Origin of the sequence: Streptomyces sp. NBC_01017 (genome assembly GCF_045162795.1) — a bacterium.
Taxonomy (GTDB): domain Bacteria; phylum Actinomycetota; class Actinomycetes; order Streptomycetales; family Streptomycetaceae; genus Streptomyces; species Streptomyces machairae.
On record NZ_CP108683.1, the window covers coordinates 3,056,203 to 3,069,413 of the forward strand.

The 13,211-nt window shown below is 73.2% G+C and carries 12 protein-coding genes and 1 pseudogene; 7 read left to right on the forward strand and 6 right to left on the reverse strand.

Features of this window, described 5'->3' with window-relative positions; genetic code table 11:
- Positions 1 to 240: 240 nt before the first annotated feature.
- Positions 241 to 945: pseudogene (locus tag OG331_RS14075) on the reverse strand (glycosyltransferase family 2 protein); the annotation flags it as partial.
- 103 nt (positions 946 to 1,048) lie between these two features.
- On the opposite strand from OG331_RS14075, the gene OG331_RS14080 reads away from it, so the two are divergent.
- Together OG331_RS14080 and OG331_RS14085 are read left to right on the forward strand one after the other, a co-directional pair.
- Positions 1,049 to 1,822 carry a response regulator transcription factor gene (locus OG331_RS14080; protein WP_406195798.1) on the forward strand — a complete coding sequence of 258 codons (774 nt, stop codon included), beginning with the start codon at positions 1,049 to 1,051 and terminating at the stop codon, positions 1,820 to 1,822.
- Positions 1,823 to 1,824: 2 nt separating this feature from the next.
- Positions 1,825 to 2,937, forward strand: a complete 1,113-nt coding sequence (locus OG331_RS14085) for a sensor histidine kinase (protein WP_406195800.1) — start codon at positions 1,825 to 1,827, stop codon at positions 2,935 to 2,937.
- Between the two features lie 31 nt (positions 2,938 to 2,968).
- On the opposite strand, the gene OG331_RS14090 is transcribed toward OG331_RS14085, so the two are convergent.
- From OG331_RS14090 to OG331_RS14100, 3 genes are read right to left on the reverse strand one after another with little or no spacing between them, the layout of a single operon-like run.
- Positions 2,969 to 3,979 (reverse strand): NAD-dependent epimerase/dehydratase family protein, encoded by a 1,011-nt coding sequence (locus tag OG331_RS14090; RefSeq protein WP_406195802.1) that lies wholly within the window; start codon positions 3,977 to 3,979, stop codon positions 2,969 to 2,971.
- Between the two features lie 52 nt (positions 3,980 to 4,031).
- On the reverse strand, positions 4,032 to 5,501 hold the full coding sequence (locus OG331_RS14095; RefSeq protein WP_406195804.1) for a sensor histidine kinase: 1,470 nt from the start codon (positions 5,499 to 5,501) through the stop codon (positions 4,032 to 4,034).
- Entirely contained in the window at positions 5,498 to 6,196 is a 699-nt protein-coding gene (locus OG331_RS14100) for a response regulator transcription factor (protein ID WP_328878508.1), read from the reverse strand. Before OG331_RS14100 ends, OG331_RS14095 begins: the two co-directional genes overlap by 4 nt.
- Before the next feature lie 152 nt (positions 6,197 to 6,348).
- Here OG331_RS14100 and OG331_RS14105 point away from each other — a divergent pair, with 152 nt between their 5' ends.
- From OG331_RS14105 to OG331_RS14115, 3 genes are read left to right on the forward strand one after another with little or no spacing between them, the layout of a single operon-like run.
- On the forward strand, positions 6,349 to 7,686 hold the full coding sequence (locus OG331_RS14105; RefSeq protein WP_406195806.1) for a ferric reductase-like transmembrane domain-containing protein: 1,338 nt from the start codon (positions 6,349 to 6,351) through the stop codon (positions 7,684 to 7,686).
- Between the two features lie 19 nt (positions 7,687 to 7,705).
- Positions 7,706 to 8,419, forward strand: a complete 714-nt coding sequence (locus tag OG331_RS14110) for an FMN-binding protein (RefSeq protein WP_406195809.1) — start codon at positions 7,706 to 7,708, stop codon at positions 8,417 to 8,419.
- A 2-nt stretch (positions 8,420 to 8,421) separates the two neighbouring features.
- Positions 8,422 to 9,156 (forward strand): FAD:protein FMN transferase, encoded by a 735-nt coding sequence (locus tag OG331_RS14115; protein WP_406195812.1) that lies wholly within the window; start codon positions 8,422 to 8,424, stop codon positions 9,154 to 9,156.
- On the opposite strand, the gene OG331_RS14120 is transcribed toward OG331_RS14115, so the two are convergent.
- Complete coding sequence (locus OG331_RS14120; protein ID WP_406195815.1) at positions 9,153 to 9,587, reverse strand: hypothetical protein; 435 nt, start codon at positions 9,585 to 9,587, stop codon at positions 9,153 to 9,155. The two genes, OG331_RS14115 and OG331_RS14120, sit on opposite strands and share 4 nt — an antisense overlap.
- Positions 9,588 to 9,634: 47 nt before the next feature.
- Positions 9,635 to 10,915: a molybdopterin-dependent oxidoreductase gene (locus OG331_RS14125; protein WP_406195817.1), complete on the reverse strand. Its 1,281-nt coding sequence runs from the start codon at positions 10,913 to 10,915 to the stop codon at positions 9,635 to 9,637.
- 113 nt (positions 10,916 to 11,028) lie between these two features.
- On the opposite strand from OG331_RS14125, the gene OG331_RS14130 reads away from it, so the two are divergent.
- Both OG331_RS14130 and OG331_RS14135 read left to right on the forward strand, forming a co-directional pair.
- Positions 11,029 to 12,393, forward strand: a complete 1,365-nt coding sequence (locus tag OG331_RS14130) for a hypothetical protein (protein WP_406195819.1) — start codon at positions 11,029 to 11,031, stop codon at positions 12,391 to 12,393.
- 64 nt (positions 12,394 to 12,457) lie between these two features.
- A complete protein-coding gene (locus OG331_RS14135; RefSeq protein ID WP_406195822.1) occupies positions 12,458 to 13,165 on the forward strand; it encodes a DUF2470 domain-containing protein in 708 nt (235 codons plus the stop codon).
- Positions 13,166 to 13,211 lie beyond the last annotated feature (46 nt).

A 13,211-nucleotide genomic window follows, 5' to 3' on the forward strand; every position in this document is an offset into this window, starting at 1 on the left:
GGCACCGTCCCGATCGGGATCGGCCCCGGATCCGCCCGTCCCGCCGGGATCCGCATCAGCCGAGCCGCGTCCACCGGCCCCCACCCCGAACCCGCCGCGCCCATCAGGTCCGACGCCGGACCCACTCCGCCCGCCGGACTCGGCACCGGACCCGCCCCGCCCATCGGCCGCGGCACCCGCCCCGCCCCACGCGCCGGGATCGACTTCAGGCGTGCCGCGTCCACCGGACCCACCGCGCCCGCCGCCCCCCTCCCCCAGCACCCGGCTCATGTCCCGCACCGCCTGCCAGGTCCCCCGCCAAGTGCCCGTCACCTTCGACGCACCCGTGCGGGGCAGGTACGGCACGTCGTACTCGGCGATGCGCCAGTTCGCGTCGGCGGCGCGGACGACCATCTGGAGGGGGTAGCCGCTGCGGCGGTCGGTGAGGTCGAGGGTGTGGAGGCGGTCGCGGCGAGCGGCGCGCAGGGGGCCCAGGTCGTGCAGGCGAAGGCCGGTGCGGCGGTGGAGGAGGTGGGTGAGGGCGAGGTTGCCGGCGCGGGCGTGCAGCGGCCAGGTGCCGCGGGACGCGGGGCGGCGCCGGCCCAGGATCAGGTCGGCCTCGCCGGCCGCGATCCGGCGTACGAAGGGCACCAGGTCGCCGGGGTCGAGCGAGGCGTCGCAGTCGCAGAAGCAGACGATGTCGGCCGTGGCGGCGGTCAGGCCCGCGTGGCATGCGGCGCCGAACCCGCGTCGTTCCTCGTGCACGACCGTCGCGCCGAGCTCGCGGGCGACGGCGGCCGAGCCGTCGGTGGAGCCGTTGTCCACGACGAGCGCCCGCCAGCCGGGCGGGATCCGCTCCAGGACCCAGGGCAGGGCCTCGGCCTCGTCGAGACAGGGAAGCACGACGTCGACGGACGCCGTGCGGGGTTCACCGGCTGCTGCGGATGGGGTCGTCACGGCTTTCACCCTACGAGCCAGAAACCGACATATCGGGCTGCGGCTCCTTACGAAACAAGGACGTCAGGCCCCGACTGCGGCACATGCGCGCCCGGGGTGCGAGGCTGGCGGCATGGAGCAGCAACAGCCGTACCCGCAGGCCGGGGCCGGGCAAGGGGCCAGGGTTCTCGTCGTCGACGACGACCCCACCGTCGCCGAGGTCGTCTCGGGCTACCTCGACCGCGCCGGATACGTCGTGGACCGCGCCGGAGACGGCCCCGATGCCCTCGCCCGGGCCGCCGCGCACTGGCCGGACCTGGTCGTGCTGGACCTGATGCTGCCCGGCATGGACGGCCTGGAGGTGTGCCGCCGGATGCGCGGCCAGGGGCCCGTGCCGGTCATCATGCTCACCGCCCGCGGCGACGAGGACGACCGCATCCTCGGCCTGGAGGTCGGCGCCGACGACTACGTCACCAAGCCCTTCAGCCCCCGCGAACTCGTCCTGCGCGTCGAGTCGGTGCTCCGCCGCACCCGCCCCGGCCCCGCCCAGCCGCAGGGCACCCTGCGCGCGGCCGGCCTCTCGGTCGACCGGGCGGCCCGCCGCGCCACCAAGAACAATGCCGAACTCGCCCTCACCATCCGCGAGTTCGACCTCCTCGCGTTCTTGCTGCGGCACCCCGGCCGGGTCTTCAGCCGCGAGGACCTGATGCGCGAGGTGTGGGGCTGGGACTTCGGCGATCTGTCGACCGTCACCGTCCATGTCCGCCGGTTGCGCGGCAAGGTGGAGGACGATCCGGCCAGGCCCCAGCTCATCCAGACGGTGTGGGGCGTCGGCTACCGCTTCGACGCGACCGGCACCGCCGCCCCGGGACCCGCCCCCGCTCCCGCTCCCGCCGGGGAGGCGTGATCATGCGCGACACCCTCCTCATCGCCCTCTTCGCCTTCCTCGGCGCCGCCGCGGCCGGAGTGCTCGGCGCGTGCGTGCTCATGCTGATCCGGCGCCGCTCGCTCATCGTGCACCTCACCGTGGTCGCCGGCGTCGGTATCACCGCGATGCTCGCGGGCACGCTCGCCGTCGCCCAGGCGATGTTCCTGAACGGGCACGACCTGAGCGTCGTCACGACCGTCGTCGCGATGGCCGCCGTGGTCTCCCTGGCCACCGCCCTGCTGCTCGGCCGCTGGGTCGCCGCCCGCAGCCACGCCCTCGCGCTCGCCGCCCGGTCCTTCGGCGACGGCGGCGACTTCACCTCGCCCGACGGCGTCGCCACCGCCGAACTCGCCGAGCTGAGCCGCGAGTTGGAGGCCACCAGCGCCAAGCTCGCCGAGTCCCGCGAGCGGGAGCGGGCGCTGGAGTCCTCCCGGCGTGAGCTCGTCGCCTGGATCTCCCACGATCTGCGCACCCCGCTGGCCGGCCTGCGTGCGATGGCGGAGGCGCTGGAGGACGGGGTCGCCGTCGATCCCGACCGCTATCTCAAGCAGATCCGGATGGAGGTCGAGCGGCTCAACGGCATGGTGGGCGACCTCTTCGAGCTGTCCCGCATCCACGCGGGGACGCTGGCGCTGAGCACGAGCCGGATCTCCCTGTACGACCTGGTCGGCGACGCGCTCGCGGGCGCCGACCCGCTGGCCCGCGAGTGCGGCGTGCGGCTGGTGGGCCAGCGGATCGAACCGGTGCCGGTCGAGGTGGACGGCAAGGAGATGAGCCGGGTGCTGGGCAATCTGCTGGTGAACGCGATCCGCCGGACGCCCGCCGACGGAACCGTAGCCCTCGCCGCCGAACGCTCGGCCGACGGCGTGGTCCTGTCCGTCACCGACGGCTGCGGCGGGATCCCCGACGAGGACCTGCCGCGGGTCTTCGACACCGGCTGGCGCGGCACTCATGCGCGTACCCCTCCGGCGGGGGCGGGCCTCGGCCTCGCCATCGTGCGGGGCATCGTGGAGGCGCACGCCGGACGGGCCTCGGTACGGAACGTCCCCGGGGGGTGCCGCTTCGAGGTGGTGCTGCCCGCTGCCGCTTCCTGAGAGGCGGGCAGCACCACCAGTCCGAGGCAGCCTACGCCCCTCGCATTCCGGCCATCGCGAACTCCCGCATCCCGTCGGCGAACCCCACCTCGGCCTTCCAGCCCAACTCCGTGCGCAGCCGCGCCGAGTCGGCCGTGATGTGCCGTACGTCGCCCAGCCGGTACTCCCCGGTCACGACGGGCTCGGGACCGCCGTACGCCGCCGCGAGCGCGTGGGCCATCTCGCCGACGGTGTGCGGGTCGCCGCTGCCGGTGTTGTACGCCATGAGCGCACCCCCCGGGAGGACTTCCGCACTCGCCTCCAGCGCCGCCACGTTGGCGGCGGCCACGTCCCGGACGTGGACGAAGTCCCGCCGCTGGCGGCCGTCCTCGAAGACGCGGGGCGCCTCCTCGCGTGCGAGCGCCGAGCGGAAGAAGGAGGCGACGCCTGCATAGGGGGTGTCGCGGGGCATGCCCGGTCCGTAGACGTTGTGGTAGCGCAGGGACACCGCGGTGCCGTCCGTCGCGCGTGCCCATGCCGCGGCGAGGTGTTCCTGGGCGAGCTTCGTCGTCGCGTACACGTTGCGCGGGTCGACCGGGGCGTCCTCCGCGACCAGGCCGGGGGCGAGGTCGGCGCCGCACTGCGGGCAGGACGGCTCGAACCGGCCCGCGTCCAGATCGGCCACGGCGCGCGGACCGGGCCGTACGACGCCGTGCGCCTCGCACGCGTAGCGCCCCTCGCCGTACACCACCATCGAGCCGGCCAGCACCAGTCGGCGTACGCCCGCGTCGGCCATGGCGGTCAGGAGGACGGCCGTGCCCAGGTCGTTGCGGGAGACGTACTCCGTGGCGTCGGCGAAGCCGGCGCCGAGGCCGACCATCGCGGCCTGGTGGCACACGGCGTCGACGCCGGTCAGGGCCTGACGGACGGCATAGGGGTTGCGTACGTCCGACTCGGGGTCGGGACGGACGTCGTACACGACGGGTTCGTGCCCGTGCGCCTTGAGCGCCTCGACGATGTGGGACCCGATGAAACCGGCACCGCCGGTGACCAGTACGCGCATACGATCACGCTAGGGCGGCGAGGGACGTTTCGGCCGCCCCGCGCCGGTCATGTCACGGGTCCGTAAGACCTGCCTCCGGCCTCCCGTCCACCACCAGCGGAACCGTCACCGTGAACACCGTCTCCCCCGGCCGGCCGCTCAGCTCGATGCGCCCGCCGTGGGCCTGGACCAGGGACTGCGCGACCGCGAGTCCGAGTCCGCTGCCGCCCCGGTCGCGGCTGCGGGCCTTGTCGACGCGGTAGAAGCGGTCGAAGACGCGTATCCGGTCGGCGGGCGGGATGCCGGGGCCGGCGTCGGTGATCCGGACGACGGCGGCGCCCGCCGCCACCGTGACCGCGACGGACACCGGCGTCCCGGTCGGCGTGTGGATCGCCGCGTTGGTGAGGAGGTTGTCCAGCACTTGGCGGATGCGCTGGGGGTCGAGGCGCAGTTTCAGGGAGCCGGGGCCGGGGGCGACCGTGAGGGGGTGGTCGGCGTGGGTGACGCGGAAGGCGTCCGCCGCCTGTTCGACCAGGTCCACCAGGTCCGCGCCCTGCATCCGCAGCGGCGTCTCCACCTCGGCGGCGTCCAGGCGGGCGAGCAGCAGCAGGTCGTCGAGGAGGAAGCCCATGCGGGCGGCCTCGGCACGCAGCCGGGCCAGGTGCCGCTCCCGCTCCTCGGGGGCGTTGGCCGCGGCGTACTGGAAGAGGTCGGCGTAGCCCCGTACCGACATCAACGGCGTACGGAGTTCGTGCGAGGCGTCCGCCACGAAGCGGCGCAGGCGCTGCTCCGCCTCCGCGCGCACCGCGAGGGAGTCGTCGATGTGCTCCAGCATGGTGTTGAACGCGGTGCGCAGCTCCTCCACCTCGGGGCCGCCGCCCCGACGTGCGTGCCGTACGGACAGCTGGGCCGAGTCGGTGAGGTCGTGCGAGGTGATGTCGCGGGCGGTGTGCGCCATGTCGCTCAGTGGCTTCAGGCCCCGCCGCAGCATCCCCCGTCCGAACACCACGAGGGCCAGCAGCGCGAGCCCGAAGGTGACCGCCTGGATGGTGACCAGCTGGCCCACGGTGTCCTCGATGTCCTCCATGGGCGCGGCGCTGACCAGCACCACGCCGGGCTCGACCTCGCAGGCCCGCAGCCGGTACTCGCCCTTGCCCTTCAGGTGCTCGGTGCGCAGGATCTCCGTGCGCGCGCCGGTCTGTGCCCGGGCCAGCGTGGTGAAGTCGTCGACGTCCTGCGGCAGGTCGGCGGGGTCCTCGGGCCGGCGCAGCACGGGCTTGCCATCCGACACGTCGTACACGGCGTAGAACCAGCTGTAGTACTTCTTGCCGGAGAGCGTGCCGTAGTCCGCGATGCTCTTGGACTGGGCGATCTGGCCCTGTGCGAGCTGGGTGTCGAGCTGGGCCGACAGGTAGTCCTTCATGTACGTGGTCAGGGCCGTGCCGACGACGCCGAACACGAACAGCGCCAGCACCCCGAGGCCCAGCGCCAGGCGGGTGCCGAGCCGCATCCCGCGGTACGCGCGCCGCAGCCGCCCGATCACTCCGCCGCCTGCCGGATCACGTATCCGAAGCCGCGCACGGTGTGGATCAGCGGCCCGCGGCCGTCGTCGGGCTCGTCGAGCTTGCGGCGCAGCCGGCTGACGACCAGTTCGACGACGTTCGAGCGGCCGCCGAAGCCGTACTCCCACACGTGGTCGAGGATCTGCGCCTTGGTGAGCACGGTCGGCGACTTGCGCATCAGATAGCGCAGGACCTCGTACTCGGTGGGCGTGAGCGTGAGCTGTTTGTCGCCGCGGCGGACCTCGCGGGTGTCCTCGTCCATCGTCAGGTCGGCCACCCGAAGGACGGAACGCTGGAAGCCGGGTCCGGCGCTGCGCCGCAGGACGGTGCGCAGCCGGGCCATCAGCTCCTCCACGGCGAACGGTTTGACCAGGTAGTCGTCGCCGCCGCGGGTCAGGCCGGCCACCCGGTCGGCGACCCCGTCGCGGGCCGTCAGGAACACCACGGGCACCATTTTCCCGGCGCCGCGCAGCCGGTCCAGGACGCCGAAGCCGTCCACGTCGGGCAGCATCAGGTCCAGGACCACGATGTCCGGGTGGAACTCGGCGGCCAGCCGCAGCGCCTCCTCGCCGGAGTTCGCGGTGACCGCGTCCCAGCCCTCGTAGCGGGCGACCGTCGCGACGAGGTCGGCGATGGGCGGGTCGTCGTCCACGACCAGCAGGCGTACTTTCTCCACCCGTTCATACTGCGGCACCCGGCGCCGTTCCCATGAGCCGGGTGTGGGCCCGGGACGACATCGATAACGAGTTGAAAGAAGTACGACAGCTTTTCGACAGCACCCGCCGGACAAGCTCGGTATCCACAGACGAGATCAAGGAGCTGTCGCACGTGACGACCGTCCAATCGCCCCCTGCGCCCCCCACGGCGATACGCCCCAGGGTCGTCGCCCGCACGGGTCTGTACGCCGTGCTGGCCGCGAACGTGGCCGTGGTGCTCTACTTCTTCTCCGCCGCCGGTTTCGCCTCCAACGCGCTCATCGTGATCGGCCGCCTCACCGGCCTGTGCGGTGCGCTGCTCATGGCCTTCCAGCTGCTGCTGGTGGCCCGGCTGCCATGGCTCGACCGCCGCATCGGCATGGACCGGCTGACCTCCTGGCACCGCTGGACCGGCTTCAGCGTCCTGTGGGCCCTCCTCGCGCACGCCGTGTTCATCACCTTCGGCTACGCCGAGTCGTCTTCCATGGACCCGGTGAACCAGCTGATCGACCTGGCCGAGACGGTCGAGGGCGTGCTGCGCGCCGTCGTCGCGCTGGGGATCATCATCGTGATCGGTGTCGTATCGGCCCTGTTCGCGCGGCGCCGGCTGGCGTACGAGACGTGGCACTTCATCCACCTGTACACCTACCTCGCGGTGGTCCTGGCCTTCACGCACCAGGTCGCGGTCGGTACGTCCTTCACCTCCTCGTCCGCCGCCACGGCGTACTGGTACGCGGTGTGGGGCGCGGCGCTCGGCGCGGTGTTCGTCGGGCGGCTGGTCCTGCCGCTGTGGCGGAACTGGCGCCACCAGTTCCGGGTGTCGGCCGTGGTCCCCGAGTCCGACAACGTCGTCTCCGTCTACATCACCGGCCGTGACCTGGACCGGCTGCCCGCGCGGGCCGGCCAGTTCTTCCTGTGGCGGTTCCTGACGAAGGACCGCTGGTGGCAGGCCAACCCCTTCTCCCTGTCGGCCGCGCCCGACGGCAACCGGCTGCGGCTGACCGCCAAGGCGGCCGGCGACGGCTCGGCGTCCCTGAGGCACCTCAAGGTCGGCACGCGTGTGTTCGCGGAGGGCCCGTACGGCGCGTTCACCGCGATGCACCGCACCCGGCCGGAGGCGGTGCTGATCGCGGGCGGCGTCGGTGTCACCCCGATCCGGGCGCTGCTGGAGGAGCTGCACGGCCACGCGGTCGTGCTCTACCGGGTCGCCTCGGACCGGGACGCGGTCCTGTACGGCGAGCTGGCGGAACTCGCCCACGCCAAGGGCGCCGAGCTGCACCTGGTCACCGGCCCGGCCACGCCGGACAGGCTGGCCCCGGCGGAGCTGGAGCGGCTGGTCCCCGACATCACCGACCGGGACGTCTTCCTGTGCGGCCCGCCGCCCATGATGAACGCGGTGATCGGCAGCCTGCGCGAGCTGGGCGTGCCCAAGGAGCAGGTCCACTTCGAGCGATTCAGCCTGGCCGGCTGAGCGGGACGGGGAAGACATCGTGAAGCGAGCAATACCTGTCCTGGTCCTGAGCATCGCCGGCCTGATCCCGGTCTGGCGCTACGAGCCGTCGCTCGGCGCCGCCGCCACGCCGGCCCCGACGCCCTCGGCGTCGTCCTCCGCCGCGTCCGGCTCGGATGCGGGTTCGGGCAGCACGGTCGTCAAGGGCTCGACCGTGCGGACCGAGAAGGGTCCCGTGCAGGTCCAGGTGACCTTCCAGGGCGCCAGGATCACGGCCGTGAAGATGCTCCAGCAGCCCGATCACCCGCAGACCACGGCCGCGGTCCCGAAGCTCATCGCCGAGACCCTGGAAGCCCGGAGCACGGACATCGACACCGTCTCCGGCGCCACCATCACCAGCGACGGCTACAAGGAATCCCTCCAGGCCGCCATCGACGCGAACGCGAAGTCGGCGGCCTCGTCCTCCCCGTCGGCGTCCGCGTCCGCCGCCGCGCAGTCGCGGACGGTCGACGGCTCGACGGTGAACACCGACAAGGGTCCCGTCCAGGTCCAGGTGACCTTCGACGGCGACAGGATCGCCTCGGTGAGGATGCTCCAGCAGCCGAACCACCCGCAGACCACGGCCGCGGTCCCGAAGCTCATCGCCGAGACCCTGGAAGCCCAGAGCACGGACATCGACACCGTCTCCGGCGCCACCATCACCAGCGACGGCTACAAGGAGTCCCTCCAGGCCGCCATCGACGCGAAGGGCTGATCGTGCACCGGGTCGAACACGTCATGGGGTTCCCGGTCTCGCTGCGGGTCGACGACGAGCACGTCGGCGAGGAGGCGGCCGATGCCGTGTTCGCGTGGCTGCGTGAGGTCGACGCCCGGTTCAGCCCGTTCAAGGCCGACAGCGAGGTCTGCCGGCTGGACCGGGGGGAGGTCGCCCGGGGTGAGGTCAGCGCGGACCTCGACGAGGTGCTGGGGCTGTGCGAGGAGTACCGGGTCGCCACCGGCGGCGCCTTCGACGTACGGCTGCCCGGGCGCGGGCTCGATCCGTGCGCGGTGGTGAAGGGCTGGTCCGTGCAGCGGGCCGCCGAGCTGCTGAAGGCGGCGGGAGCGCGGCGCTTCGTACTGAACGCCGGTGGTGACGTGGTCGCCGCGGGCGGGCCCTGGCGGGTGGGGATACGGCACCCCGAGCAGGCCGACAAGGTGTGCACGGTCGCCGGGCTCACGGACGGCGCCGTCGCGACGTCCGCTCGCTACGAGCGCGGCGACCACATCATCGACGGGCGCACCGGGCGGGCGGCGACGGGTCTGCTGTCCCTCTCCGTCGTGGCGTCCTCCCTGACCGTGGCGGACACCGTGGCGACCGCCGCGTTCGCGATGGGCACGGAGGGCGTGGAGTGGGCCGCCGCACGGCCGGGCTGCGAGGTGTTCGCGGTGGACGCCGGGCGGCGGGTCTTCCGTACGGGGGGCTTTCCGGTGGCGGCGGCGCAGGCGGCCTAACCCCTGCGCCGCCGCAGCACGAGCAGCACCGCCGAGCCGCCGAAGAGCCCGGCGGTGATCAGCAGCCAGCGGGCCGGGAAGCCGTCCGTGGACAGGCCGGTGGTGACGGCGTAGCGGTCCGCCACACGGCCGGTGATCAGCGGGAACCAGACCAGCAGGAGCAGCAGGGACAGTCCGGCCGGGACACGGACGTACGGCATCCAGCGCCGGCGGTCGACACGCTCCAGCCCTCGCAGCACTGCCTGGTCCGCCGCCCCGTACAGCGGCGCCAGCACCAGGTCGTGCAGGATCGCCGCGCCCACGAACCACAGCACGATCCCGAACCAGTCCCCGTCCAGCAGCCGCACCCCCGCGTATCCGGCGAGCGCGAACGAGCCGGCGAGGAGGAGGATCTTCAGGGGGCTGCCCAGGGCGAGCCTCGGTCGGCGCATCCCTCGGCTCGTCCGTCGGCCCGTCGGCCGCCGCGTCAGTCGGTCCATCACAGGTCTCCGAACGTCAGCCGCGCCACCCACTTGGTGTTCAGCACACCGGGCGCGGCGGGCACGATGATCCGTGCCGGGTAGCCGTGGTCGGGGGTCAGGTCCTCGCCGTTGACGAACAGGGCGAGCAGGGAACGGGAGTCGGCGACCTGGTTGGCCCGCAGGGCGGCCCGCCGGAAGGCGCCGCGCTGCTGGAGCGACTCCACCAGGACGTCGGGCGGGTCCTGGTCGTGGCCGACCAGCGCCGCGAGGTCCCGCAGCCGTACGCCCCGCCACCACTGGTCGGACGTCGACCAGCCCTCCACGCAGGCGATGGGCAACGCCGCGCTGTACAGCGGCATGTCGAGCAGCTCGGCACGGCTGAGGCGGACCGTCCGGCCGTCCCGGCCCCCGACGACCAGCCGCCACGCCTCGTCGCTCGTGTCGGCGTGGCGGATTCCCGCGTACGCGGCCGTCTTGTTGATCTGGAAGCCGCCCGGCCCGCTCCCCGGCTCGGCACCGCCGTGCGGGGCGAGGAGGGCGGTCCGGCGCAGGAAGCCGTCGAAGTTCTGTCCGACGGTCGTGGCGAACAGCAGCAGCGAGCCGCCGCCGACGAACCACAGGGCGCCGCGCCTGGAGACGGTCGGTGCGGCGGGACTCGGCGCGATCAGCTCCCTGTCCTCCTCCCCCGTGCCCTCCCCGGTCCCCATTTCCTTCCCCTCCCGCATGCGGCGCAGGTTCCGCAGCGCCGTGGGGGTCTTCAGCACGGCGTGCACGACGAACGCGCCGATGAACACCCACGCCCCGTAGAAGTGCAGGGTGTAGAAGGAGCCGGGGAAGAGGTAGTCGAGCTGGACGTTCAGCACGCCCGTCACGAACTCGAACAGCGCGCCCCCGACCAGGAGCAGCAGCGAGATCCGCTCCAGCGCGTGCGCGAGCGAGCGTGCCGGCGGCAGCGTGAAGAGCTTCGGCAGGACCGACCACAGCTTGGCCAGGAGCACGGGGATCAGGGTGATGCCGAGCGTGACGTGGACGCCCTGGTTGAGGCGGTACAGCCAGTGCGGGCTGGTTGGCCAGGAGAACAGGTAGAAGCCGAGGATCCCCTTGTCCGGCGTCTTGTCGTTCACCGGCGCCAGGTTCGGGTTGTAGGCGGCGTAGGACACCAGCCCCGTCACGAACAGCACCGTGATCCCGCCGAGCAGCACGATGCCGAGGACCGAGGTCAGCCACGGGCCGCGCAGCGGGCTGCGCCAGAAGGCGGGAGAGAAGGGAGACAGGGGAGAGTTCGGAGACCGTGCCATGTCCTGACCGTAGGCCTGACCAGGGCCGCAAGGGCGGTCGCGAACCATGACGAAACTCTGACGTCCGCGCCTGTCACGCGTCCGGTTGCCCCGGTGCGTCCTAGCGTGCAGAGGTGACCAGCGATCTCCTGCCCGACGCCCGCCCCGACGCGCTCCCCGACGCCGGCAGGGACCTGCGCCGCGATCTGTACGCGGCCGCGGCCGCCGCGCTCCTGTTCGCTCTCGCCGCCCTGGTCGGCACCGCGATCGAGGCCCGCGACGGCACCCTGTTCGTCAACTGGCCGCCGCTTCTGGCGGACTGGGGCCCGCATGTCGGTCCGGGCACCCCGGCCGCGATCGCCGTCGCGGTCGCCGTCGTGGCGTACGGCCCGGTCCTGGCCGCCCGGCTGCCCTGGCGCCGCCTGCTGCTCGCCGTCTGGGGTGCGGGCCTGGCCTGGACCTTCTCGCTGGCGCTCGTCGACGGCTGGCAGCGCGGCATCGCCCGCCGGTTGACGACCCGGTACGAGTATCTCCAGGTCATCGACCGCTTCCAGGACATCCCCGCGACGCTGCGGGACTTCACGCAGCACATCCTGCTCGGCACACCGGACCACTGGCCCGCGCACATCGCCGGGCATCCTCCGGCGGCCACCCTCACCTTCGTCGAGCTGGACCGGATCGGCCTGGGCGGCGGCGCGTGGGCGGGGGTCTGGTGCATCACCGTGGGGGCCACGGCCGCCCTCGGCATCCTCGTCACCGTGCGCACCCTCGCCGACGAGAAGCTCGCCCGCCGCGCTGCGCCCTTCCTGGTGCTGGCGCCGGGCGCGGTGTGGATGGGTACCTCCGCCGACGGCTACTTCGCGGCCGTCGCGGCCTGGGCGGTGGCGCTGCTCGCGCTGGCGGTGACGGGGCGCCGGCCGCGCTGGACCGGCCTGGCCTCGGGTCTTCTGTTCGGCCTGACGGTCTATCTGTCGTACGGCCTGACGCTCTTCGTCGTGATCGCGGCGGCGGTGCTCTTCCTGGGCTCCGAGCGCGTCCGTCCGCTGCCCTTCGCGCTCGCCGGGTTCGTGGTGGTCCCGGTGGTGTTCACCGCGCTGGGCTTCTACTGGTGGGAGGCGTACGACCTGCTGGTCACCCGCTACGACCAGGGCGCCGGCGGCACCCGGCCGCAGGCCTACTGGGTGTGGGCCAACCTCGCCTGCCAGGTGCTGGTGGTGGGCCTCGCGACGGCGGCGGGGCTGCGGCGGACCGGGGTGGTGGTGATCCGGCAGAGGGGGACGGCCGCGTTCCGCCTCGGCGTGCTGGTGCTGGGCGCCCTCGTCGCGCTGCTGGCCGCCGACCTGTCCGGGATGAGCAAGGCGGAGACGGAGCGGATCTGGCTGCCGTTCGCGCTGTGGCTGCTGCCGGCCTGCGCCTTCCTGAAGGGGCCGCGGGCCTGGCTCGCGGCGCAGGCGGTGCTCGCCCTGCTCGTCAACCACCTGCTGCTGACGGGTTGGTGACCACACACAGCCAAGGTAGGTTAGGCTTACCTAACTAGGTAGCCAACCGGCTCGAGAGGTTCCCATGTCTGCTGCCACCTGCCCTGAGCCGACGCCCGCCGAGCGTGCCCGCTCGGTGCTGGCGGCGGCCGGCTCGCTGACCGTCACCACGCAGGGCCACCGCATCGAACTGATCGGCCTGCACACCGTCGACGCCGCCGCGCGGCTGCTCCTGCACAACCCGCCGGACGGCCACCTGGCCGCCGAGCTGGCCGTGGCGCCGCACGGCGATCTGGCCGCCCTCGTGGAGTTCACCGACGTCGCCGCCGTCGCCGTACGCGAACGGGTCCGCGCCCGGCTGACGCTGGGCGGCTGGCTCAGCGCGCTCGGCCCGAAGACCCTGGTGTTCCATCCGGCCCGGGCCGTGCTCACCGAGGACGGCGGCACGGCCCTCATCGGCCTGGACGAGCTGACGCTCGCCTCCCCCGATCCGCTGGCCACGCACGAGGCGGAGATGCTCGGCCGGCTGGACGCGGCCCACGCCGACACCGTCGCCCCGCTCGCCCGGCTGTTGCCGGCCCGGGAGCAGCTCGGCGCGGCCGGCGTACGGCCACTGCGGCTCGACCGGCACGGCCTGGTGCTCCGGCTGGAGACGGCGGACTCCCACCACGACGTCCGCCTGCCCTTCACGACCCCGGCCACCCACCCGGGAGACGCGGTGCGCCAGATCCACACGCTGCTCGCCCGGGCCACCGCCCGCCCGCGTGGCCGGCGCCTGCCGACCAGGTCGTAGGCGCGGGCACGCCCCCGTACTGCCGGCCTCCGGGCCACTCGCAGAG

Excerpts from the sequence above, each read along its gene's own strand:
- OG331_RS14080 (WP_406195798.1), top strand. The coding sequence starts at position 1,049 with ATGGAGCAGCAACAGCCGTACCCGCAGGCCGGGGCCGGGCAAGGGGCC.
- OG331_RS14085 (WP_406195800.1), top strand. The coding sequence starts at position 1,825 with ATGCGCGACACCCTCCTCATCGCCCTCTTCGCCTTCCTCGGCGCCGCC.
- OG331_RS14090 (WP_406195802.1), bottom strand. The coding sequence starts at position 3,979 with ATGCGCGTACTGGTCACCGGCGGTGCCGGTTTCATCGGGTCCCACATC.
- OG331_RS14120 (WP_406195815.1), bottom strand. The coding sequence starts at position 9,587 with ATGCGCCGACCGAGGCTCGCCCTGGGCAGCCCCCTGAAGATCCTCCTC.
- OG331_RS14125 (WP_406195817.1), bottom strand. The coding sequence starts at position 10,915 with ATGGCACGGTCTCCGAACTCTCCCCTGTCTCCCTTCTCTCCCGCCTTC.
- OG331_RS14135 (WP_406195822.1), top strand. The coding sequence starts at position 12,458 with ATGTCTGCTGCCACCTGCCCTGAGCCGACGCCCGCCGAGCGTGCCCGC.